Genomic DNA, 22,896 nt, shown 5'->3' on the forward strand with positions numbered 1-22,896 from the left:
TTTACTCCTTAGATTCTATTGTGAACTTCGCTGTGCTATCTAGATGTTGTATCTGTCAGAGAAGCTTTTTGTTCGCTTCATATTATTAATTTAGCACCTTATTCTAGAAGCGCAAGTACCTGCAACTAAACTTTACATTTTTAGAAGTAACGGGGGAAAATGATGAAGTTAAATTAAGCATTGAGCTTTCTAGCTGCTCAGCTAAAATAGTAGAGTTCGGCTGTGCTTGCGGCTGCAAGAAACGGCATAATATTTGTATGAAAACAACCAAACTCATCAAACTGTGCGCCTTGTCGCTGAGTATCTTTCTGCTGTGCAGCAGTGCAGTGACAGCCCAAACGACGGCGAACCCTCAACCTGGGCAGACTTACACTAACCAAGAGATTCTGCAACAGTTGGTGAAGGCAAAAGTCGTGTATCTGGGAGAAACCCACGATAGTGCGGAAGACCACCAAGCTCAACTGAAGATTATCCGAGAAATGCAGCGGCAAAATCGGAAAATTGCGATCGCGATGGAAATGTTTCAGCGTCCCTTTCAAAGCGCGATCGACAACTACTTAGCAGGTAAACTGACTGAACAGCAATTAGTCGAGCAAACAGAGTACGATCGCAGATGGCGCTTTCCCTGGGAATCTTACGCCCCCATTTTGCGGTTTGCCAAAGAAAATCAACTACCTGTCCTCGCCTTAAATACACCATCCGAAGTAACGAGAAAAGTTGCCAGTCAAGGTTTAGAAAGCCTCACAGCCGAGGAAAAAAAGCACATTCCGCCAATATCCGAAATTCGCACCGACAACGCCGAATATCGGCAACTGCTGCTAGAAGTTTTCCAGCAACACCAAAAGGCAGGACAGGGAAATAGTACGGCTTTTGAAAGATTCTTGCAAGCTCAAGTTTTGTGGGACGAAACTATGGCGGAAAAAATAGCTGAATTTGTCAAAGCAAACCCCGACTATCAAGTTGTGGTGTTGGCGGGGAAAGGACACATTATTTACGGTTACGGCATTCCCAGTCGCGTCGAGAGGCGTTTGGGTGTCGGGAAGGTAAAAATGCGATCGGTTTTACTAAATTCCAGTGACAATCCTGTTTTGGCGGCAGATAGACCCATTGCTGACTTTGTTTGGAATCACTCGGAATAGTACAATTTTACTCGGAAGCAATAATCAGGAAAAAATCAATGACAAACAGACCAAAAATACTTGCATTTGCCGGAAGTACCCGCGAAGGATCATATAACAAACTGCTGGTAAAAGTTGCGGCGGCTGGGGCTACGGCGGCGGGTGCAGAAGTTACTTATGTAGATTTGCGCGATTTGCCGATGCCGCTATTTGACGAAGATTTGGAAGCAAAAGAGGGAATGCCAGAAAATGCCCGCAAATTGAAGGAATTGATGGTAGGGCATGACGGGTTTTTGATAGCTTCCCCTGAGTATAACAGTTCAGTTACGCCGGTGTTGAAAAATGCGATCGATTGGGTATCGCGCCCAGCACCTGGTGAACCGGGATTGGTGGCATTTACGGGCAAAGTAGCGGTAATTATGAGTGCTTCCCCAGGCGGAATGGGCGGTTTGCGGGGATTGGTTCATTTGCGATCGATCTTGGGGAATATTAACGTATTGGTGCTCCCGGATCAGAAAGCAATTCCCCAAGCTTTTGAAGCATTTAATGCTGACGGTACGATGAAAGATCCCAAACAGCAGGACTCTGTTGAGAATCTCGGTGCTAAGTTGTCTAATGTGCTGTCGAAATTAATCGCATGAGGCAATAAATTCATTTTGCAGTAGGGATACAGCAATGTTGTGTCCCTATCCCAACATCTGTTATTTTGCTGGCTGCATCAAGTGCGATCGCCTCGCAAAATTGCTACGATCGTAGTTGATTGGCTGTTATTCTCACCCCCAAATTAACATGACATTCACCGGAGATCCCGACTCAGCACCTGCTTTGCCCACAGCCGAAGAAGCAGCGGTTGCCAAAACCAGTAGCCGCGCTTTAGAATCGCACTTGCAAAATCATCCGTCTGGCGAATCCCTCAAATTGATATTAAACGAAAAAGAGGGAAAGACAATTGACATACCTGCCGCAGCATTGCCACTGCTATTAGCGATTTTGCAACAGACAAGCAGCGGCAATACTGTCAAGCTGATTCCAATTACTGAGGAACTCGATATCTGGCAGGTTGAGGCCATACTCAATGTCTCCCGCGAGTATGTGTGGAAGTTGCTAGATTCTGGCGAAATTCCTTACAAAATGGTAAGTACCTGTCGCCGGATACGTTATGAAGATGTAATGAAATATAAAAAGCAGGATTATGACAAAAGAAGTAAAATACTTGACGAACTTGTCGCAGAATCAGAAGCACTCGGTTTGTACGACTAACTCATGGAAATTGTAAAAGTTGTCTGCGATGCTAATGTTTTGTATTCAGCCGCACTCCGCGATTTTTTGATGGAATTAGCAGTTGGTGATGTGTTTGAGCCGAGGTGGACAGAAGAGATTCACGGCGAGTGGATGAGAAACGTGCTTCAAAACAATCCAAATCTCACATTAGAACAGCTTGCCAGAACCAAAAATCTGATGAATGCAAGCATTAAAAATTGTGTGGTGACTGGCTACGAGTTAATTATACCAGAGTTGGAACTTCCAGATCCGGGCGATCGGCACGTTCTAGCAGCAGCAATTCATTCTCGCGCGGATTTTATCGTTACTTTCAATCTCAGGGATTTTCCTACTGAGAATCTCAAACAATATAACATTGAACCGCTGCACCCAGATGACTTTATCCTGCGCTTTCTCAACTTAAAGTTTGAAGGTGTATGCAAAGCAGCCGAGAAACAAAGAATCAGGCTCAAAAATCCGCCAAAAACGCCTGACGAGTATTTACAAACGCTGGTAGAATTGGGACTGCCACTGTCAGCAAATCGGATGCGAGAATTGTGCTATGGAGATTAGTGCGATCGCAAACCGTAGACTTTTCCGAGTTTCTTCCCAGGTTTATTCTTGTATCTTCCCCCAGGCTAACTCTTCGACATAGCCAATATACCACTCATCTACTTTTTCCCACACCGCAGTAAATCTATTTACCCTTGTGCCTCTACTTGAAAAGGGGTATAATTTTATTTGCCAGAGATAATAGGTCGTCAAAACATTACCACAAATTATACCAAGACTGCATCACCCGATCGACGTAAAACAAAACCACCCGATCGCAGATTGGCAGAAATAGACAACAGTAGGCATACTTGAACCATCGGTCATCGGTCGGTATATTTCTTCCAAACAGCACGGCAGGCGTGGGAGACTCCTCCGTTACGCCTGCCTTGCAGTTTTATTTGATAATTGTGTGATTTGTGCGATCGCCAATGATACCAGTTCCCAAAAAGAATTAAACTGTAGATTATATTCAAACCCTTTGGGAATTAGTAATTCCTTAATCGAAAATCGAAAATCGAAAATCGAAAATCGAAAATAGTATCACCCCATTTTTTTCTTCTTCCAAGCCTCCACAAACGGCAAAAACACGGACACCAACTCCTGCCGATTCATCACCAAAGTCGGATAAGAAATCCTGCCGTAATTCTTCCCCACTTCCAGCGGAAAAATAGCCGGGGATTCCAGCGGCAACCAAACCGCACCAGCAGCCTTCACAATTACCCAACTCCCCGCAATATCCCAAATTTTGGGAGTCGCTTCCACCCCTCCCATAGCCACACCCGAAGCCACAGTCAAAAAATTGTAACTAGCCATGCCCAACATCCGAACTTTACTCGGAAGATGAGGCCCGATTCCCACACTCCGCGAACACAAATTAAAAAAATGATTGCCGCTCATTTTATCAGCAGTCGGCCGAATTTGCTGCCCGTTTAAAAAAGCACCTTGAGGCATATTGTCAAACACGCCGCCCGCAAAATCAGGTGCATAAAAACCGTGAAAAGACTGATTAATTGGCGGCAAATGCACGCAGCCAAAAACCGGGGTTCCGCGATACAACAAACCCAAAGAAATACCCCAAATCGGAATTCCCCTAGCAAAATTAGTCGTAGCATCCAAAGGATCGACAACCCAACACCATTCAGTATCTGGGAAAACGTGTTCGCCCTCCTCACTTAAAATCCCGTGACTGGGAAAAGTAGATGCGATCGCACTTCTAATTTCCGCATCAGCCCAATTATCCGATTTCGTCACCAAACTCCCGTCATCCTTCTCATCCGCTTGCGCGGAACCGAAATCTTGCAACAACTGCTGTCCGACTTTCTCGACAGTAACCCGTGCAAAACTTAAAATAGAATCCCAAAAATTAGTCATTAGTTATTAGTTATTGGTTATTGGTTATTGATTATTGAAACTAACAACTGCCACAGCCCAACTGACAACTGACACCTGCTTTCCTGACAACACATCAGTCTAATTCATTTTCAAGAATAGTGGCGATCGCACTTTTAGCATTATCCTGAAACTCCCGAACATCCACCCTACCCAACAACCAAACAGCCAGAATCATACCCACCGCCGGCACAGCAAAAACCAACCCGTAAGCCAACATCGGCACCCCAAACAAACTTCTGCCCAAATCCAAAATAGCACCGCCACTAATCGTCGCCACACCCCGCGCCATCGCCTGCGACAAACCCCAAGCACCAATAAAAGTCCCAGCAGTTTCCGCCGCAGTCAAATCCAACATCAAACTCAGCGCACCCGTCGTAGTAATACCCGAAGCTAAACCAAACAACATTAAAGCAGACTTAAACACAATTGGATTACCAGTAAATCCCGATAAAATAATTAAACCAAAACAAGCAGCAACCGACAAACAGCCCAACCTAATCGTATTTTCCTTGCCAATGCGCGGCACAATTAAAAAACCAGTTGCACTCAAACCGATCAGAGTACCAGTACCATAAATAGCATTCAACTGCGTAGTTTCCGAAATCGACATCTTAAAAATTTCCCCGCCGTAAGGTTCCAAAACTGCATCCTGCATAAACAAGCAAATTGTCATAATCAGCAGGAAAGTAAAAAACAAACCGGTTTGGCGGCTAGCAGTCAAAATCCGCAGCGCACTTCCCAGAGTAATTTTATCTTCTCGATTCACTGCGGACGATCGCATCTTGTACCGCGAATACTTTTTCTCAACGCCAAAAGTCGCAATCCCCACCAACAGCAAAACCAGCGCCGGCACCTTCACAAACAAACCGTTAATCGAAGCCTGCAAAACTTCCCGTGGCACATCCCCATCAATTTGCTTCAGCAAACCACTGCTAACAATCGCCCCGATAATAATACCAACCATCAGCATCGACCACACCACACCCACCAACTTCGATCGATCCTCCTCATCCGAAACATCCACCAACAAAGCAGCAAAAGGAGTCGAACTCGAACAAATAGCAATACCGTAAAGTGCAAAAATCAAACCCAACAAACCCACCCAACCGTAAGTAGGAGTAGTCCACCCCACAGCCTCCAAACTGCTACCCAAGCGCCACATCACCTGCACCGCCAAAAAAGCAGAAATCACAAACAAAACCCCGCCCATCCACACATAACCCGTGCGGTGATGGCCAAACAAAGGCTTAGCATCAGACATTTGCCCGAACCACACCCTAGCCGGGGCGACAAACTGGTGCATAGCCAGCGTACCCGCCACCACAGTAGCCGGAATCGCCAACTCTTTAATCATCACGCGATTGAGCACCCCCAGGGTCAAAATCGACATCATGCCCAATCCCATCTGAAACAAACCCAACCGGAACATAGTCACGAGGGTAACTCTCTTGATGGCAGGAGTCGCGGAATCTGTTAATCTTGAATCTGGCAAACGGTCGATCGACATAACTACTCAAATAAACACATCATTTGCACTTATAGTAACTGAGATATCGCCACCAGCCGCCATTCCTCCCCCGGCTAGAAGCTCGATCGGGATTATTCGTATAAATTCATATAAAAATAAAGAGAATCAATAACTGTGGATTTACCAACCGTGACAACCATTACCCTAGGACAAAACGGCCCCGCCGTCATTCCCCTGTGCGTCGGAACTTGGGCTTGGGGCGACAAACTATTTTGGAACTACGGCAGCAACTACGGCGCCGCCGAAGTCGAAGCAGCATTCAAAACATCCCTTGACAACGGAGTCAACTTTTTTGACACAGCCGAAGTCTACGGTAACGGCTTGTCAGAAGAATTACTGGGGCAGTTTCTCAAAAAAACCAGCCAACCCGTGCAAATAGCCACCAAATTCGGCCCCGTACCTTGGCGGATTACAGGAAAATCAGTTTCCGACGCTTTGAGTGCCAGCTTAAAACGCTTGCAAGTAGAACAAATAGCCCTCTACCAAGTGCACTGGCCATTCACTTTTTTACTCAGTCAAGAAACCCTGATGAACGCCTTAGCCGATGAAGTAAAACAAGGCAGAATTCAAGCAGTAGGAGTCAGCAACTATTCAGTAGAACAGATGCGCCAAGCCCATAAAATCCTAGCAGCCAGAGGCGTTCCCCTAGCAACAAATCAAGTCCGTTACTCCTTGCTGTCGCGGCAAGTAGAAAAACAAGGAATTGTGGGTGCAGCCCGCGAATTGGGAGTCACAATTTTAGCATACAGCCCCTTAGCCCAAGGATTGCTCACCGGCAAATACACAGCCCAAGAACCACCTACAGGAGCCCGCAAAATGGACTCCCGCTTCAGCAAAAGCGGCATCGAAAAAATTGAATTAGTCATGTCTACCCTGCGGAAAATGGGCCGAAAGCGCGATCGAACTCCCGCCCAAGTTGCCCTAAACTGGTTGATATGCCAAAACGGAGTCATCCCCATTCCCGGCGCCAAGACTGCCAAACAAGCCCAAGAAAATGCAGGCGCATTAGGCTGGAATTTGAGCCAAGATGAAGTCAATCAATTAGAACTAATGACTCGTCCTTGGCGAGAATAAATTTGTTAATTGTTGACTGTTGACTGTTGACTGTTCGCTGTTCGCCGTAGGTTGGGTTTTACTTCACTCTACCCAACCTACAGTTCACTTTCTTCTCCCCTCTTCCCTCTTCCTTCTTCCCTCTTCCTGACATCCGTTACATCCGTTACATCCGTTACAGAATCCGTTGCCGAACTTCCTTCTTCCTTCAATTATGAAAATCTTAACTGACTGGGGCTTCACGCGCGAAGGCTGGCGCAACAACAGCCGCGGCGAATATTTAGTTTTGCTTCAAGGAGGATTGCTCACAGGATTTGTAATCTTACCAGTTTATCAACTGCCAGGATTAAAAATTCAATCAACCCACTTACTTTATATTATCTGGTTTATGGCCAGTATTCTCGGCTTAACCGGATTAATTTTCATCATCAAAGGATTGATAGACTTAGGAAAAAACCTCACACCTTTACCATATCCCAGAGAAGACGGAGAATTAGTCCAAACAGGCATTTACGGAATAGTGCGGCATCCATTATACAGCGGCTTAATTTTAGCAGCCCTCGGCTGGACACTTTTTCAAATGAGCATATCCCACTTAATAGTCAGCGCACTATTAATAATACTTTTTGAGATCAAAGCCAACCGAGAAGAAACCTGGTTAACCAAAAAATATCCAGACTATTCAGAGTACCGCCAGCGAGTCAAAAAACTAATTCCGGGCATTTATTAAAAATTAGATCGCCCGTAGTTTGCGATTGCAAATGAATCAGTTTAGATTTCGGTATAGTTTTTACCTGAGTCTATATCCCCCTCGCATCCCCCTTAAAAAAACCCACTTAGAGCTACTTTTCGAGCCATCGTTCTTTAACATACTCGGCGATCGCCGGTTGTAGCATTAAACTGGTTGATGCGGTATAATTGAGCGATAGTTCATCGAAAATGAGCGATCGCTCCGCTAGGGATTGCAATGCTTCCATCAGTTGTCGGCCCGAAACTTTGGGTAAAATTTCTGCTTTTAAATTTGCGGGAGTCGCTCTTTCTTGATTAATTGCAATCCCATACATAATTTGTTGTTGTAAAGGAGACAAGCGATCGAACTGGCGATCGAGCAAATCCCACAAATCGCTAAAAACAGTATTTCCTTGAGCTAAAAATGCGTCAATCTCACCGCTAAAAATAGTTTTAATCGTAGTTGCAGCAAGTTTGATGGCGAGGGGATTACCACCAAAATGGTTGACAAGATTTTGACACTGCAATAGCGTTGGTTTTAATCCTTTATCGGCGAGGATTTTCTGGCATACGGGCGGTGAAATTCCGAAGAGTTGGAGCGATCGCACGGGTGAATTTTCGCCCGATCGCACAGCAAACCCGCCCGGTTGTTCTCTTCCGGTTAAAACCAGACAACTTTCGTGAGTTTCGTCAGCAATGCGCGCAAATAACTGTCGGTATTCTTCATAACCTTGTTGGTATTGTCCGCTGCGATTTCCTCCTTGCAAAATCGACTCCTGATTGTCTAAAATTAACAAACAGCGTTTTTGCCGCAACTGTTCCATGAGAGCGTTAATAGAGTAATTTTTGGCGGTTGATGAACCAGTGAAAATTGGTAAAATATCGCCGAGGATAGCATCTAATGGCGGTGCTTGCTGCAAACTCCGCCAAATTACAAATTCAAATTGAGATTGAAGTTGCTGGGCGAGTTTGACAGACAGAGAAGTTTTACCGATACCGCCAAGTCCAAAAATACCGATCGCGCGGGTAGAATTGCCGCTAATCCAAGTTTTTAATGTTTCCAGTTCCTGTTGCCGGTTGTAAAATTGGGAAACATCGATCGCTTCTCCCCAATCTTGAGTGCTGCTATCTCCTTCGCTAGCCGGCAAGATGCCCGCACTGCAATGCTGGTAACGGCGCAAGACTGCTTGCAGATTTTGCTTTGAGATTTTTTCGCCGATGATTTGAGAGAGATTTCGCCACAAATGCGAACCGACTTTTTTGATATAGTCATGTTCGTAAAGTAAGCGATCGGCTATCTCTTGATAAGAGTGTCCTTCCCAAGTTTGCAGAAAGACGCGGGATTGAATGTCATTGAGTTTTTGCTTTTTGTTTGCGGATTGTAACAGACTATCAACTAGGGCGATCGCCTCTTGTGGTGTCATAGTTTGTTAGTTTAGCCTATTCAGTAAATATACTGATTCTTCTGATGAGGGGGTTGCTTTTCAGGATAGAAAATAAATTTACTCAATTAACCGGGATTTAGCCCCTTTTACACTCGGCGGTTGAAACCCCGTCTACACATACGAAGTCCAGCAGAGGGGGACTAAGAAATAAGAGGGGTATTTAACGGATTTGGGATGAGGTGAAATCTAAAATCTCAAACCTAAAATCGATCGGGGGAATTTACGCAAGTTTACAAAAGATGGTTACTTTTTCTCACCGACAGCGCGATCGGGGGAATTTACGCAAGTTTACAAAAGATGGTCACTTTTTCTCACCGGCAGGGCGATTGAGGGAATTTACGCAAGTTTACAAAAGATGGTCACTTTTTCTCACCGACAGCGCGATTGAGCGAGGAATTTACGCAAGTTTACAAAAGATGGTCACTTTTTCTCACCGGCAGGGCGATCGGGGTTGGTTATTCTTTAATAGTTGAGTTTGTTCATTAAATTCATCATTTACAACACCTGGAGGATTTTATGTTTACTTGGGACAATTTTGTGCAGGCTTTGAAGCGAACAAGTGTTGAATTTGAACATTTGAAAATTATTCAACTAGCACAAGCAATCTTAGAATCTGGACGCGGTAAGTCAGAACTATTCAAGCTTCATGCAAATCCTTATGGAATGAAGTTTCGGAGAGAAATGAGAGCAATTGCCGATCAGGTTATTTATACTGACAGTGCTGGAGAAACAGACATATACTGCAAGTTTGATGATTTAGAAGAAGCAGTTAAAGGCTATTGGGTGTTTATCGATCGTCCCGTTTATTCGGGTTGGCGAACCAGCAACAGCACTCCTGAAGATTATATTGAGTTTATTGCTTACGCTGGATATATTGGTGGGCCATTTACTGGTTCTGATGAGGATCGAAAGAGTAAAGACGCTTATATCAAGAAAGTCCTTGACCTTGTACCTGAAGCTAAAACTCTTTTGGGTATTTCTTCTCCTACGCCTACACCAACTCGTAAAACTTGGAAGGGTAAAGGAGTGCTTTTAGAGATTGGGCATGGTGTTAACCCAAGTGGTTTTGACCCTGGAGCGGTAGTTGGACGTGAACGTGAATATGACCTCAACAAAATTGCAGCCCAAGAAGCAAAAAATGTCATTCTAGCAGCAGGCGTGCCATGTACCGTTACTGATTTTGGTGGTGTTACTCCGGGGAATGACTTGTATGAAATTGGCAAAACTGCTGAGGGGTTTGATGTTTTTTGTTCAATTCATCACAATGCAGCAAACCGTTCAGCTCAAGGTGCCGAGGTGCTAATTCACAAGACAAAGGGGGATGCCGTAGATCTGGCATTGGCAAAATTGATGAGTGCTGAGATTGCCTCAGAGCTAGGAATTCGCGATCGTATTGCTAGGGGAAGAGATCCCCGTAAAGCTTTAGGGGTTTTAAGCGGAGCAGAAGATACAGATGTTCGTGTTTCAGTGCTTGCAGAAATTTACTTTATGGATGCACCAGTCGCAAATCGCAAAGATTGGAGCGAGCGCGGTGGAAGAGCTGTTGGTCGGGCTATTTTGAAGTGGCTTGCAGCTAATTCATAGGCACTAAGCTGTTCTGCATTTAAATTGTATGTCAAAAAAAATTAACTTTTTGTGGGGAGTAGGGGTTGGGCGTCCCGCCCGCCCTGAATATACAATTTAAATGCGCGACAGCTTAAAACGTTTTCTATCTACGAGATTTATAGAAACAAGGAAAAACAGAATATGGCTCTCATTACGCTGCCAAACGGCACAAGTGTGGATTTGGTCGAGCCAATTTTGGCCGATGGTAATTTCTATTGGTACGAAGCAACTAAAGGAGGGGATAGAATTCCAACCTCTTTAGGCGAACTCAATGGAATTTTGCAGCTTGCTAAGGAAGCCGAGAAAGCACGTTCTGCGCTTGGCGAACCTATGATTGTTACTTCTTGGTATCGCCCCAAGTGGCTCAACGATGAAATTCCCAATGCTTCTCGCAATTCGCAGCATATTCCTGGGAAAGCTATGGATTTTTACTGCATTAACCTTACTCCCTTACAAATCTACAGGAAGTTAGATCCAATCTGGGAGGGAGGGTTAGGTTTATACGGTGGTCATGTACATATTGATGTCAGAGGCAGTAGAGCTAGATTCTAAACCTGTTTTCGGTTTCGCTCTTGAAAGACTTGAAAAATCAGTTGTATCAAAATTTTGTCACTTTTTCTCACCGACAGAGCGACCTATAGCAATCCTAAGTGATTTTCTAGATCCGTAAAATCTGAAAGTCTTGCTATACAACAAGTCTAGGAAGACTAGAGGGCGTTGTGTTGTGAGACTCAGATCGGATTGCTATAGTTTGGGTTTTGATTGAGTTAAGGCAGAGCAAAAGCTGCTAACACCGTATTTCTAATTCCAATACAACAGCTTGAGGTAAATTATAGCTGTCAATCATAACGTTCCGTATTTCAGTCAAGAAGATAACGAAATTGAACCTTGGCGCACTTGCGGTTCTACCAGCACGGCAATGTGTCTGAAGTATTTTCAAGTTGCAGATTTAGGCCCCTGGCCACAGTACGAGGATGATGTAAAAAAACGTTTCGATCGACTGGGAATAGATCACGGTTCTCCCGATGGAATCAAAAGATTGTTAGAAGGTTTAGGGTTGAGAGATAATTTGACATTCAAGGGGAGTCTTTCAGACATCACTCGCTCTCTCGATTCTGGTGAGATATGTATATTGCATGGTTATTGGACGCGGTGGGGTCACATTCTAGTTATTCGCGGTTATAACAACAATGGTGACTTTTTTGTGAACGATCCAACCGGAGAATGGTTCTACGCAGGCTATCGGAAAAATTCCCGATTTTCACCAGACAACAAGGGCGAAAACAAGTTATACAGTCGTAAATTGATATCCTCCGGTGGGAATGCCTTTAGTTTGCGTGAAGCTTTAGATTTTTATGACACTTGGAACAGTAGCAAGATCGAATCTACTGCAACAATGTCGTTGCATCGAGTTTCTAGATAGCTCTGAAAAGTTCCTGCGTTTGCAATTGACATTCTGCTCGCTAAGTGAATTCTCCTCTCAGGGCGATCGCCCTCACGTGATCCATCAGCTCGATCGCCCTTCGTAGCCCAAACTGCTAGCTATTAGAATAGCGATCGCACCTCGTCACTCCTTCATTCCCTCACCAAATAACGGGAAATGAAGATTGCAGGTGCGATCGCTCTTTCCTCTGACTAATGACTAATGACTAATGACTAATGACTTTCATTCATGCCGCGTACCATCAGGCATCACCGCACCCTTTAAATTCGCCCCTGCCAAATTAGTATCCAACAGCCAAGCATTTCTCAGATTAGCACCCTTCAAATTAGCACCTTCCAGATTAGCCATCCACAGATTAGCACCCTCCAAATTAGCACCCTCCAAGTCAGCATTTACCAGAAAACTACCTTTCATAAAAGCACCTTTTAACTTAGCCTTTTTTAAATTACTCCCTCCAAAATAAGCATCCTCTAAAAACGCATTTTCTAGATTGCTTCCCTCCAAATTTGCCCCTGCCAAATTGCTGCTTATCAGGTAAACCCCCGCCAAATTTGCCTGTTTCAAGTTAGCGTTTACCAAATGCGCGCTCCACAAATTCGCATCTTTTAGGTTGGCTTTTTCTAAATTGACGCCTTCGAGAAAAACTTCGCTCAAATTCGCCCCTGAAAGATTGCAACCTTGACATTCCCTCGCTGTCAGCAATTGCCGGACTTGATCCTTGACTGACGAACGGTTCGCTGCGAAAATTATTAAACCTGTAGTTGCTAAGGCAATAATACTAAAAGTTGCCAGCCCGATCGCACTTACAATCTTCCTTTGTCCCGCGCCTCGAAACATCCGCTTGCAGTCCCCTAAAAATATTTCGATAATTGTTCCTATTTATAACCTCGTTCCTTCCTTCCCCTGCCTTTATGAAAAAAAAGTTAAAATTTAAATTCCTGACGATCGCACTTCTTGTAAGCTTAGCAATAATCGGTGTCGGGTGCGATCGCCTTTTCACAAAATCCTTTCAGCTTCCCGCCTCAGCCAAACAAGAACCCTGGCCCATTCAAACAGGCCTCCGAACAGCCATCCTTCGCGACAACATACCAACAGTCAACCGCGTAGTTTTAGTACCCGACGAAGCCACATTTTTAGCAGCAATCCAAAAATGGAATCTCAAAGGAAACTGGCCTATTCTCATCGAAGACAAAAAATATACGCCCATGTTTTTGCAGCGCTTTCAACCCGAAGAAATAGTCCGTTTGCCAAGCATCAAACAGCAACTGCCAAAAAATCAAAAACTCCAGCAATTAATGCTGAACGCCACAGCAGCCGCCTGGAATGCCACGGATACTCAAACCTTAAAAGCAAAATGGACGCAACTTGGCTGGGAACCCCCAGGAGTAGTAATCACATCAGAAAATGACCCCGCACGCTCAGCAGCAGTTGCCTTAGCAGCCGCTCACGGCCAACCTTTAGTATTTCTAGAAGGCAACTTCGGAAAACCCAACGATACCCTCAATAACACACAGTGGAAAACTCTGCAACTAGCAGTTACAAAAGCCGTCGAATCAACCGGATATTTTTACTCTCAACTCGCAGACCCGATCGACACAATAACCATTGTACGCCAACAAGCAGTCAAATATCAATCTCCTGAAAAACCAGACGAACAACTAGCCGTTACCGATGGTTTGGGAAGGCACCCCAACGACGAACGCTGGGCTGCTGTCGGCTGGATTTACGGTTCCGAGGTACGATCGATCTATCAAGCCATGTGTGCCATATTTCTAGACAGCCAAACAGCCATGCTTTATGACAGTTACCCCAAGGAAGGAAATTGGGCAAAATATGAAATGGAGGAAGCAGCTAGCGAACTAAAAACCATAGGTTTAAATGTCGAATTAGTGCAGAAACCCGAATCTAGCCTGGAAAAGTGGCGGAGTTTAGCTTCAAAACCGTGGACATTTGACTTAATATTAATGAATTCCAAAGGCTATCCAAAATCATTCCAAGTGGGCAACGGCGACGCTTTAGTTGAAGACATACCAAAACTACAATTTCCCGCAGCAATCCACATGATCCACAGTTGGTCAGCAGCAGCGCCAGATGACACAAACACCGTTGCCGGAAGGTGGCTAGAGAATGGTGCTTACGCATATATTGGCAGCGTCAACGAACCTTTTTTATCGGCATTTATTCCACCTAAAATAATCGTCGATCGCCTAAAGCGAGGAGCACCCTTTTTAATCGCAGCACGCCAGCTCGAATCCCCACCCTGGAAAGTCGCCACCATCGGCGATCCGCTAATGTCGATCGCCAAACCCAGACCAAGAATCCCGCCCAATCAACAACCGATATGATAGTATGCGCGAGCGAGGATTTTAAAATTAGAGATTTGAGATTTGTGGTTTGAGATTTGTGGTTATCAGGGAAAATATCCCATCGACAATTCTTTAATTTGAAAGTTGTTTTTTACTGAGTTATATGATATTGCTAGTTCACTGATGCGATCGGCATAGCCACCCACAAGGTAAATATAGTTGATTACCATTATAGCCAGAGTATATCTAAGTTTGAATGTAACTGAGCATACAATCACGCCAAATCCGTCGCTCCTCATAATCAGTCATTCCACCTCAGCGGCTAGCCCCAAAAATTTACCCTAAAATACGCCTTAATTAAGTTGTCAATTCCCCTAAAATCACTCAAAATGAAAATAAGAAATAAATTGTAATATTTATATAACTTCTCACCGAAGAATTAACCGCTAAATGAGAGCCATCCCTCCTGTGGATCTGCCGCCACCCGGGCCAACCGCAGCAACTCCCCAAGCCTCCCGACTAAGCCCGCTATTCAACCGCCTGCACCCCAGCCCAGAAACCCTCCTGCTCATCCTCTCCCTAGTCATCGGGGGAGTTACGGGTGCAGGCGTCGTCACCTTTCACTACCTCATCCACTTCATCCACAGCCTGATGCTGGAAGACTTCATGGGGGCGATCGCCTCGAAAGGCTCTTGGACGCTAGCCTGCATTCCCACCATCGGCGGAGTCATCATCGGGCTGATGCGGTGGCGATTTCGGGATTTTGGGCCGAATATGTCTTCCTTAATTGCAGCCACCCGCGGCCTGCAAGAACTCTCCCCCCTCAAACCCATCACCAAAATGGTGGCGGCCTCAGTTTCCCTCGGCACCGGCGCCTCCCTCGGCCCGGAAGCGCCCAGTGTCGAAATCGGCGCCAACTTCGGAATGCTGCTGGCTCAAGTCTTGCAGCTTTCCCCAGAACGGCAGCGCTTGCTCCTCGGCGCGGGAGCTGCTGCTGGTTTATCCGCCGGGTTTAACTCTCCCATCGCCGGAGTCTTCTTTGCCTTAGAAGTCGTGCTCGGCAGCACCTTCGCCACTTCGTCAGTCAGCGTTGTCTTGCTCTCCGCCGTAGTTTCGGCGCTCATCGCTCAAATCTGCTTGGGAGCTCAGCCGGCCTTTTCTTTGCCGATCTACGATGTCCGCAGCCCCCTGGAACTGCCTCTGTATATGGGATTGGGACTTTTAGCGAGCGGAGTGTCTCTAGCCTACACAGAAGCAATTCAATTAGCCGAGGGCTGTTTTCAAGGAAAAGTCCGAGGATTTGCTTGGCTCGGACGACTGCCCCGGCCGCTTCACCCGATCATCGGCGGGGCCGCAGTCGGCTTAGTCGCCCTGCAATTGCCTCAAATTTTGGGTGTTGGCTACGAAACAGTCCAAGCCATGCTCCAAGATGTTAAATTTTCCTTGCCTTTGCTGTTGCTGCTGCTGTTTGTCAAACTGGCGATGACAGCAATCAGCCTCGGCAGCGGTTTAGTGGGCGGTATCTTCGCTCCGGCGATGTTTTTGGGAGCTTCCCTGGGTTCGGCTTACGGCCTCTTTTTGGAAATGCTGCCGGCAATGAGCGATCGAGTCGCTGGCCCTGCCGCCTACGCAATGGTGGGAATGGCCGCCGTCCTCGCCGGCAGCGCCAGAGCACCGCTGACAGCCATCCTATTGATGTTTGAATTAACCCGCGATTACCGGATTGTCTTGCCTTTGATGGCCGCAGTCGGATTGAGCGTTTGGCTGGTGGAGTGTGTCAACCGCCGATCGACAGCCCACAGCCTCAACCTTCAGCAAATGGGCGTAGACGTGGCTGTCAATACACCGATCAAAGCCAGAGAACAGTTGCAGGATTGGGAAGATGTTCTGGGCGATCGCATCGTCACAGAGTTGATTTCTTGCCAACTCCCCACCGACAGCGAACACAGTATCGAGGAGCCTGTGCTGGCGATCGCTAATTCACATTTGCCGGAAAATGTCAAACCATTACCTGAAACAAAATCAGCAGTTTGACGGCTCTCAAATCGGGTTGTTTCGCCACCAAACCGATAACCTTAAAGCTAAATCTGACAACTATGATATTTATCAACCCGAAAACGGATTACGCCTTCAAAAAAATATTCGGTTCCTCAGAAAGCAAAGATATTCTAATTAGCTTTCTCAACGCTCTAATTTATGAAGGCAATCCCACCATCCAAGACTTAGAAATTATCAACCAGAATCTGCCGAGGCAACTTGAAAGTTTAAAAGATACTTACCTCAATGTCACAGCAAAACTAGACGATGGCAGCTTAGTCATTATTGAAATTCTAGTTCTCAACGTTCAATATTCTGGCAATCGGGTGTTGTACAATGCAGCCACAACCTACGCATTTCAATTGCAAAGAGGAGAAGGCTATCGAATGCTCAAGCCATTAATAGCTTTAACCATTACAGATTTTGAAATGTTTCGCAACAGCCCTAACTTAATTTCGAGATTTGTGTATAAAGAAGTTAAAAGCAATTTAAACTATCCCGAAGATGCCATGAACTTAGTGTTTGTAGAATTACCTAAATTCCATAAAGAAGCAAGTCAACTAGAAACTTTGACAGATAAATGGATATATTTCATGAAATATGCCAGAATTCTCTCAGAAGTTCCCGAAACAATCGATAGCGTACCGGAAATCCACAAAGCATTCGATCTTGCCAATCAAGCCCGGTTAAGTCGGGAAGAAGTAGAAGTTTTGGAACGCAGGGAACAGTTTATTCACGATCAACAGGGGGCAATTATTAAAGCTTTTGAAGAAGCAAGACAGGCAGGAATACAGGAAGCAAGAGAGGAAAGAAAACGAGAAGAAACGCTAGCGATCGCCCGACAATTACTTTCACAGCTAGATAATGCCACGATCGCCCAAGTTACGGGGCTTAGCGTTGAGGATGTGCAGAATTTGCGCTCGACCAATTCATAGTTTAAAGTGGGCGATCGTACCTTGAGCCGATCGCCCACCCTCAACCCCTCGACATCGCAGACAGTGGCGCTACCCTCAAATCTGCTCTAAAATAATCAAAAATTATAAACAAGCCCAGAGGCGCTGAGGTGACTCCTAACGAGGGAACGGCAAACAGCGAAAGTCAGAAAATACCCGGCAAAACCCCCTTGGGTTCTAGTTACTACGGCTTGTTAGGGCTGCATCCTTCCGCATCGCCGATCGAAATTCGGCGATCGTACCGGGAACTGAGCAAACTCTACCATCCCGATACCACCGAGCTGCCGCCCGCAGTCGCCACCGCCAAATTTCAGCAGCTCAACAACGCCTACGCCACCCTCAGCAACCCAGAACGTCGCCTCGCCTACGACCTCAAAATAGGCTATTCTCGCCTGAACGTGATTCAGTCGCCCCCAGGCTTCAATACTCCGGTTTCGGGATCGGGCAAAAAAACTTCCAACTCCGCTTACCTAGATCCCACGGATCGACCCCTTTCTCCCGGAGAAATGTTCGCTCTGTTTATCATGGGAGCTAGCTTAATCGGATGTTTGGTACTGGCGATCGCGATCGGCTTAATTCGCGGCAATTAAAGCCTCCAATCCCAAATCTCCAATCTACAATCGGAAATCCCCAATCCGAAATCCCCAATCTAAAATCCAAAATCTAAAATCTAAAATCCCATGACTCTTCCTTCCGCTGACACTCCTTTGTACAACCATCCACTCCCGGAAATCGAGCAGTGGCTAAAAAGCCGCGGCTGCCAGCAAGATCGGCGAGAACTCCACTGCTGGCAGATCGAGCAACTTACATGGAAAGCAGAACTCTCCCTCGATATTGACCAACTTACCGTCCGCTACATCGATGCTGGAGCCGACGGCCAAGACATTCAGCGAGCATTCAAATACTCCCTCTCACGTCAAGACATTGAAGCGGCCGTTTTCTCCGGCCCCTAATTTGATTTTAGATTTTAGATTTTAGATTTTAGATTTGTCCTCCAATCTAAAATCTAAATTCGTTATGTTGAGCAGGAGATGACCTACTTGGAAACTAAAAAATCAACCAAAAAATCTAAAATCTAAAATCCCAAATCCAAAATCGTTAGACTTTGCCAAATCGGCGACTGCGCTTCTGATAATCAGACAAAGCGCGGTGAAACTCCGATCGATCAAAATCCGGCCACAGCGTCTCAGTAATGTAAATTTCCGAATAAGCCATTTGCCATAGTAGAAAATTGCTCAACCGCATTTCCCCGCTCGTCCGGATCAGCAAATCCGGGTCACAAACATCAGCAGTATACAAATAGCGTTTAAATAAAACCTCATCAATCTCCTCCGGCTGCAACTTGCCCTCTTTCACCTGAGTGGCGATCGCCCGACAAGCTTGTACAATCTCCTGACGCCCCCCGTAATTCGTCGCCACCGTAAACAAAATCCCCTGATTATGCTGAGTGGCCGTCACAGAACGCTCGATTTGGGCCTGCAAAGACTTCGGCAAAGCCTGCAAATTCCCCATAAATTGAATTTGCACGTCCTCGTCCACCATCTCCCGCAATTCTTGTCGCAACTTACCCTCAAACAAACTCATTAAAAAATCCACTTCCCCGGCAGGCCGCCCCCAATTCTCCGTCGAAAAAGCATAGGCCGTTAAAGCTGGAATCCCCCAATCTTTGCAGCAGCGCAGCAGTTCCTTCAGAGTGCTAGCTCCTCGGCGGTGCCCCGCAATCCGCGGCAAGCCCTTCTTCTTAGCCCAGCGCCCGTTCCCGTCCATAATCACTGCTATGTGCTTAGGCAGTAGTTCCTGTTGCAGATCCTCCGGCAACTTTTCCAAGCAAATTCCTTGACTCATGGTTTCTCCCGATTACCCGACTAACGGCGCAGTATCCGTTTTAATAGCGTCACTCCCTTCAATCCTATCTGGCGTCCGAGATTGCCGATCGGAATTGGAGCCACAACTCTTTCTCCCTCGGACGGAAACAGCTTTGCTTCCAGCAATTCCTTAAGTTTGTTGCTAGTCAAAGGTCGATTTAAAAGTCCCATCTGGGCTAAAGAAATAGAACCCGTTTCCTCGGACACCACCACGCACACGCAAGCTTGCACCCGTTCCGTAATCCCCATCGCCGCCCGGTGGCGCGTTCCCAACTGCCGCGACGCAGTGCGATCGGACAAAGGCAAAATTACTCCCGCCGACACGATCCGCGAACCTCGAATCAAAACAGCCCCGTCGTGCAGCAAAGTTTGCGGCTGAAAGATAGTCTGCAACAATTCTTTAGAAACTTCAGCATTTAGCTTTAACCCCGGCACAGAAAAATCTCGATCGTCGATCGGAGAATCTGTTTCTATAATTAGTAAAGCGCCCGTCCGGTTTTGCGAAAGTTCTTTTACTGCGTCCACAATTTCATCTATTACGCTGTCCGGTTCGGGAGTTGGCCGGCGATCGCGTCCAAACAATTGCCGAAATTCCCCCCGACCCAATTGTTCCAGAAATCGGCGAAACTCCGACTGCAATATTACCGCCATTGCCACAGCCGAACCAGTCACCAAGCTATTTAGCGCAACGTGCAACAGCCTCAATCCAGCCCAGTTGCTCACCGCCGCCGCCAGCATCAAAATGATAAATCCCCGTACCATCCACAGCGTTCTGCGCTCGCCAACAATGACGAGCACCAAATACGCAAGGGCAAAAACCAGTCCAATATCGATCCCTTGAATCAATAAGGACTGAACCAGGGCCAAGTCAAAGCCAGATTGTTGATTGTTCATGGTTCATCGAACGCTACCGCCTGTGAACCGCGAACCGTGATGCACTCGAACCCGTGAACCATGAACAGTTGTTATAAGGAATACTCTGAAAATCCCCGTGTTTTTAGACCGGGGAGTGTCAATCCAATCGCGTGACTGAACAAGGCAAAAGTTAAAAGTGAAAAGGCAATCGTCACTAAGTAAACATGGATTGTCTTTCTTTTAACTTTTAACTTTTAACTTCTAAGTTTTTACTTTTGAGCTCCGAGTCGTTCAGGAAGGCGGTCAAGCCTCAGCAAATCCTGGTAAGTTTCCCGCTGTATAATCGTGTTAACTTCCCCATTTCTCACTAAAACCGCTGCCGGTCGGGGTACTCGGTTATAGTTAGAAGCCATACTGTAATTGTATGCCCCTGTGGCCGTAACCGCGAGGACATCTCCGGCATGACACTCGGGCAATTTGGCATCTTTAATCAGAACATCGCCTGATTCGCAGTGTTTCCCAGCAATTGTCACTGTTTCCGTTAAGGCAGCAGACATTTTACCGGCTGCGAGGACTCGATAAACTGATTGATAGGTAATAGGACGCGGATTGTCCGACATCCCTCCATCCACAGCTAGATACGTCCGCATGGACGGAATGACTTTTTTAGAGCCAACGGTGTAAGCTGTAACGCAAGCTGTACCGACGAGCGATCGACCCGGTTCGCAAAGCAATTTTGGTAATGGCAATTGCTGCCGCTCGCAAGCTGCTACCACTGCGGAGCAAATTGTACGAGCCCAATCTTCAATGCTGGGAGGATCGTCCGCTTCAGTATAGCGAATGCCCAACCCCCCGCCAATATTAATTTCTGTTGCTGGCAAACCATAACTCTGTGCTTTTGTCAAGGCCTGAATGATGACTTCAGCTAAATCGTCATGGGGTTGCAGTTCAAAAATCTGAGATCCGATGTGAGCGTGCACTCCCACGCAAAATAACGACGATTGTTGGCTGATGAATTTAAATACTCGATCGAGCGAGTTGGGATCAAAGCCAAATTTACTGTCGATTTGACCCGTCTGAATGTACTCGTGGGTGTGACACTCAATTCCTGGAGTAAACCGCACCATAACTCGTGTCGGCCCACCTGTGAGGCTGCTGACACCCGATTCTCCCAACTCTGCTAGAGTCTCTAAATCCCGCCAATTGTCGGCTACGGTAATGCAGCCGCTTTCGACAGCTAGCTGGAGTTCCTCGCGGGACTTGTTGTTACCGTGGAAGTAGATTTTGTCGGGACTGACTCCGGCTTGCAGTGCAGTGTAGATTTCCCCGGCGGATACGACATCTATGCCTAAACCTTCGTCCGCTGCGATCGCGCAAACTGCCAAACAACTCCAAGCTTTAGAAGCATAGAGCACTTGAGATTCGCCCGGATAGTAACGCCCGAAAGCATCCCGGTACTGGGTACAAGCCGCCCGCAACGTTTCTTCGTCTAAAATATACAACGGCGAGCCAAATTGCTCCACCAAAGCTGTCACCTCGCAGCCTCCGATTTCCAACCGATCGCTGCTGTTAACACTGGCTGTCAGCGGTAACAGTTCTTGATTGGGCGATCGAGTTTGCAGAGCTTGTTGAGACTCAGACAGATACTTAAGTCCAGATTCTACCCCGATCGATTGAGTTGATACCATCTCGCAATAACTATCCTTACGGTCTTTCCCAGTGTACAATTGACCGCAAGCAATTGGGTCATAAGCGCCCAGATTGATGCTTTTGAGTAATTTTAAAATCTAAAATCTAAAATCTAAAATCCCCTGTGCGTTTTATAGAAATTAAACATCTCGCCCCAGAACACCTGCCTGACGCCGTAGAACTCGATCGGCTTTGTTTTGGCGGACTTTGGGCGATCGAAGGCTACAGGCGCGAGTTAGACAGTCCTAACAGCGATTTATTAGGTCTTTGGACATGGGAAACTGACGACTGTGAATCAGCTCAACATGGGGCGGACACGCACCCCGTACAAAACCGGGCGGGCACGGGGGCACCGCCCCTACAAAACCGGGCGGGCACGGGGGCACCGCCCCTACAAAACCGGGCGGGCACGGGGGCACCGCCCCTACAGATTTCGCGAACTCTCATCGGTATCGGTTGTTTGTGGGCGATTTTAGAGGAAGCTCACATTACAATGCTCGCAGTTCATCCTCAGTTTCAACGTCAGGGTTTGGGACAAGCTCTGCTTTTGGCTTTGCTAAAATCGGCTTGTGAAAGACAATTAGAACGGGCAACTTTAGAAGTGCGGGAATCGAATTTAGCCGCAGTTTACCTGTACAAAAAGTTTGGTTTTAAAGAGGCTGGACGGCGCAAGCGATACTACGAAGACACCGGAGAAGATGCTCTGGTAATGTGGCGCAGCGGTCTGGAAAAACCGGAATTTCAGCAATATTTGACGGTTGAGAAAGTGCAGATGTGCGATCGGCTGCATCAGAAAAACTGGCATTGGGCGATCGACATTTTTGAGTTGTGAGCATGAGGCTCCAGAAACCTGGTTTTTTACGACCATACTTCATTGCCACCCGCAAACTCGATAAAAACCCGGTTTTTTTTGTCGGTATTCAAGCACCCATGAGGCTTCAGAAACCGGGTTTTTTACAACAATACTTGATTGCCGCCCATAAATTCGATAAAAACCCGGTTTTTTTTGTCGGTATTCAAGCACCCATGAGGCTTCAGAAACCGGGTTTTTTACAACAATAC

The 22,896-nt window shown here is 46.4% G+C and carries 23 protein-coding genes; 16 read left to right on the forward strand and 7 right to left on the reverse strand.

The window, feature by feature from the left end; genetic code table 11:
* Window positions 1–257 precede the first annotated feature (257 nt).
* The 4 genes from QUB26_RS09650 to QUB26_RS09665 all read left to right on the forward strand — a co-directional run bounded on the left by QUB26_RS09650 (window position 258) and on the right by QUB26_RS09665 (window position 2,951).
* Window positions 258–1,139 (forward strand): ChaN family lipoprotein, encoded by an 882-nt coding sequence (locus QUB26_RS09650; RefSeq protein ID WP_333237795.1) that lies wholly within the window; start codon window positions 258–260, stop codon window positions 1,137–1,139.
* 38 nt (window positions 1,140–1,177) lie between these two features.
* Entirely contained in the window at window positions 1,178–1,759 is a 582-nt protein-coding gene (locus tag QUB26_RS09655) for an NAD(P)H-dependent oxidoreductase (protein WP_333237797.1), read from the forward strand.
* Window positions 1,760–1,907: 148 nt separating this feature from the next.
* The gene (locus tag QUB26_RS09660) at window positions 1,908–2,378 is read left to right on the forward strand and encodes an excisionase family DNA-binding protein (protein ID WP_333237799.1); all 471 of its coding nucleotides are present in this window, start codon (window positions 1,908–1,910) and stop codon (window positions 2,376–2,378) included.
* A gap of 3 nt (window positions 2,379–2,381) precedes the next feature.
* A complete protein-coding gene (locus QUB26_RS09665) occupies window positions 2,382–2,951 on the forward strand; it encodes a PIN domain-containing protein (protein WP_333237802.1) in 570 nt (189 codons plus the stop codon).
* 522 nt (window positions 2,952–3,473) lie between these two features.
* On the opposite strand, the gene QUB26_RS09670 is transcribed toward QUB26_RS09665, so the two are convergent.
* Entirely contained in the window at window positions 3,474–4,304 is an 831-nt protein-coding gene (locus tag QUB26_RS09670) for an inositol monophosphatase family protein (RefSeq protein WP_333055514.1), read from the reverse strand.
* A 94-nt stretch (window positions 4,305–4,398) separates the two neighbouring features.
* The gene (locus tag QUB26_RS09675; RefSeq protein WP_333317701.1) at window positions 4,399–5,832 is read right to left on the reverse strand and encodes a BCD family MFS transporter; all 1,434 of its coding nucleotides are present in this window, start codon (window positions 5,830–5,832) and stop codon (window positions 4,399–4,401) included.
* Window positions 5,833–5,982: 150 nt separating this feature from the next.
* Here QUB26_RS09675 and QUB26_RS09680 point away from each other — a divergent pair, with 150 nt between their 5' ends.
* Together QUB26_RS09680 and QUB26_RS09685 are read left to right on the forward strand one after the other, a co-directional pair.
* Window positions 5,983–6,927, forward strand: a complete 945-nt coding sequence (locus QUB26_RS09680) for an aldo/keto reductase (protein WP_333208184.1) — start codon at window positions 5,983–5,985, stop codon at window positions 6,925–6,927.
* Window positions 6,928–7,120: 193 nt separating this feature from the next.
* On the forward strand, window positions 7,121–7,636 hold the full coding sequence (locus QUB26_RS09685) for an isoprenylcysteine carboxylmethyltransferase family protein (protein ID WP_333237806.1): 516 nt from the start codon (window positions 7,121–7,123) through the stop codon (window positions 7,634–7,636).
* Window positions 7,637–7,748: 112 nt separating this feature from the next.
* On the opposite strand, the gene QUB26_RS09690 is transcribed toward QUB26_RS09685, so the two are convergent.
* The gene (locus tag QUB26_RS09690) at window positions 7,749–9,059 is read right to left on the reverse strand and encodes an NB-ARC domain-containing protein (protein ID WP_333317703.1); all 1,311 of its coding nucleotides are present in this window, start codon (window positions 9,057–9,059) and stop codon (window positions 7,749–7,751) included.
* 537 nt (window positions 9,060–9,596) lie between these two features.
* On the opposite strand from QUB26_RS09690, the gene QUB26_RS09695 reads away from it, so the two are divergent.
* From QUB26_RS09695 to QUB26_RS09705, 3 genes are all read left to right on the forward strand, one after another.
* A complete protein-coding gene (locus tag QUB26_RS09695) occupies window positions 9,597–10,664 on the forward strand; it encodes an N-acetylmuramoyl-L-alanine amidase (RefSeq protein WP_333317705.1) in 1,068 nt (355 codons plus the stop codon).
* 162 nt (window positions 10,665–10,826) lie between these two features.
* Complete coding sequence (locus tag QUB26_RS09700) at window positions 10,827–11,237, forward strand: D-Ala-D-Ala carboxypeptidase family metallohydrolase (protein WP_333237814.1); 411 nt, start codon at window positions 10,827–10,829, stop codon at window positions 11,235–11,237.
* A gap of 280 nt (window positions 11,238–11,517) precedes the next feature.
* Entirely contained in the window at window positions 11,518–12,108 is a 591-nt protein-coding gene (locus QUB26_RS09705; protein WP_333317740.1) for a C39 family peptidase, read from the forward strand.
* Between the two features lie 243 nt (window positions 12,109–12,351).
* Here QUB26_RS09705 and QUB26_RS09710 read toward each other — a convergent pair whose 3' ends face one another.
* The gene (locus tag QUB26_RS09710) at window positions 12,352–12,966 is read right to left on the reverse strand and encodes a pentapeptide repeat-containing protein (protein WP_333317707.1); all 615 of its coding nucleotides are present in this window, start codon (window positions 12,964–12,966) and stop codon (window positions 12,352–12,354) included.
* Between the two features lie 74 nt (window positions 12,967–13,040).
* Between QUB26_RS09710 and QUB26_RS09715 the strand changes: the two genes are divergently transcribed.
* The 5 genes from QUB26_RS09715 to QUB26_RS09735 all read left to right on the forward strand — a co-directional run bounded on the left by QUB26_RS09715 (window position 13,041) and on the right by QUB26_RS09735 (window position 18,378).
* Window positions 13,041–14,474 carry a hypothetical protein gene (locus QUB26_RS09715; RefSeq protein WP_333317709.1) on the forward strand — a complete coding sequence of 478 codons (1,434 nt, stop codon included), beginning with the start codon at window positions 13,041–13,043 and terminating at the stop codon, window positions 14,472–14,474.
* A gap of 411 nt (window positions 14,475–14,885) precedes the next feature.
* Window positions 14,886–16,469 carry a chloride channel protein gene (locus QUB26_RS09720; protein WP_333237825.1) on the forward strand — a complete coding sequence of 528 codons (1,584 nt, stop codon included), beginning with the start codon at window positions 14,886–14,888 and terminating at the stop codon, window positions 16,467–16,469.
* Between the two features lie 62 nt (window positions 16,470–16,531).
* Window positions 16,532–17,407 (forward strand): Rpn family recombination-promoting nuclease/putative transposase, encoded by an 876-nt coding sequence (locus QUB26_RS09725; RefSeq protein ID WP_333317711.1) that lies wholly within the window; start codon window positions 16,532–16,534, stop codon window positions 17,405–17,407.
* 128 nt (window positions 17,408–17,535) lie between these two features.
* Entirely contained in the window at window positions 17,536–18,015 is a 480-nt protein-coding gene (locus tag QUB26_RS09730; protein WP_333237830.1) for a J domain-containing protein, read from the forward strand.
* 90 nt (window positions 18,016–18,105) lie between these two features.
* The gene (locus tag QUB26_RS09735; protein WP_333039717.1) at window positions 18,106–18,378 is read left to right on the forward strand and encodes a DUF3143 domain-containing protein; all 273 of its coding nucleotides are present in this window, start codon (window positions 18,106–18,108) and stop codon (window positions 18,376–18,378) included.
* A 145-nt stretch (window positions 18,379–18,523) separates the two neighbouring features.
* Here QUB26_RS09735 and QUB26_RS09740 read toward each other — a convergent pair whose 3' ends face one another.
* The 3 genes from QUB26_RS09740 to lysA form a co-directional block, all read right to left on the reverse strand.
* On the reverse strand, window positions 18,524–19,270 hold the full coding sequence (locus QUB26_RS09740) for an isoprenyl transferase (RefSeq protein WP_333237832.1): 747 nt from the start codon (window positions 19,268–19,270) through the stop codon (window positions 18,524–18,526).
* Window positions 19,271–19,290: 20 nt separating this feature from the next.
* A complete protein-coding gene (gene cdaA / locus QUB26_RS09745; protein WP_333055496.1) occupies window positions 19,291–20,184 on the reverse strand; it encodes a diadenylate cyclase CdaA in 894 nt (297 codons plus the stop codon).
* 230 nt (window positions 20,185–20,414) lie between these two features.
* Window positions 20,415–21,833, reverse strand: a complete 1,419-nt coding sequence (lysA, locus tag QUB26_RS09750) for a diaminopimelate decarboxylase (RefSeq protein WP_333237834.1) — start codon at window positions 21,831–21,833, stop codon at window positions 20,415–20,417.
* Between the two features lie 125 nt (window positions 21,834–21,958).
* On the opposite strand from lysA, the gene rimI reads away from it, so the two are divergent.
* Window positions 21,959–22,666 carry a ribosomal protein S18-alanine N-acetyltransferase gene (gene rimI, locus QUB26_RS09755; RefSeq protein WP_333317714.1) on the forward strand — a complete coding sequence of 236 codons (708 nt, stop codon included), beginning with the start codon at window positions 21,959–21,961 and terminating at the stop codon, window positions 22,664–22,666.
* Window positions 22,667–22,668: 2 nt separating this feature from the next.
* Window positions 22,669–22,896, forward strand: a 228-nt coding sequence (locus tag QUB26_RS09760; RefSeq protein WP_333317716.1) for a hypothetical protein, incomplete at its 3' end; no start/stop codon positions are given.

The organism is Microcoleus sp. B4-C1 (genome assembly GCF_036705285.1).
In the GTDB taxonomy this organism is placed as follows: domain Bacteria; phylum Cyanobacteriota; class Cyanobacteriia; order Cyanobacteriales; family Microcoleaceae; genus Microcoleus.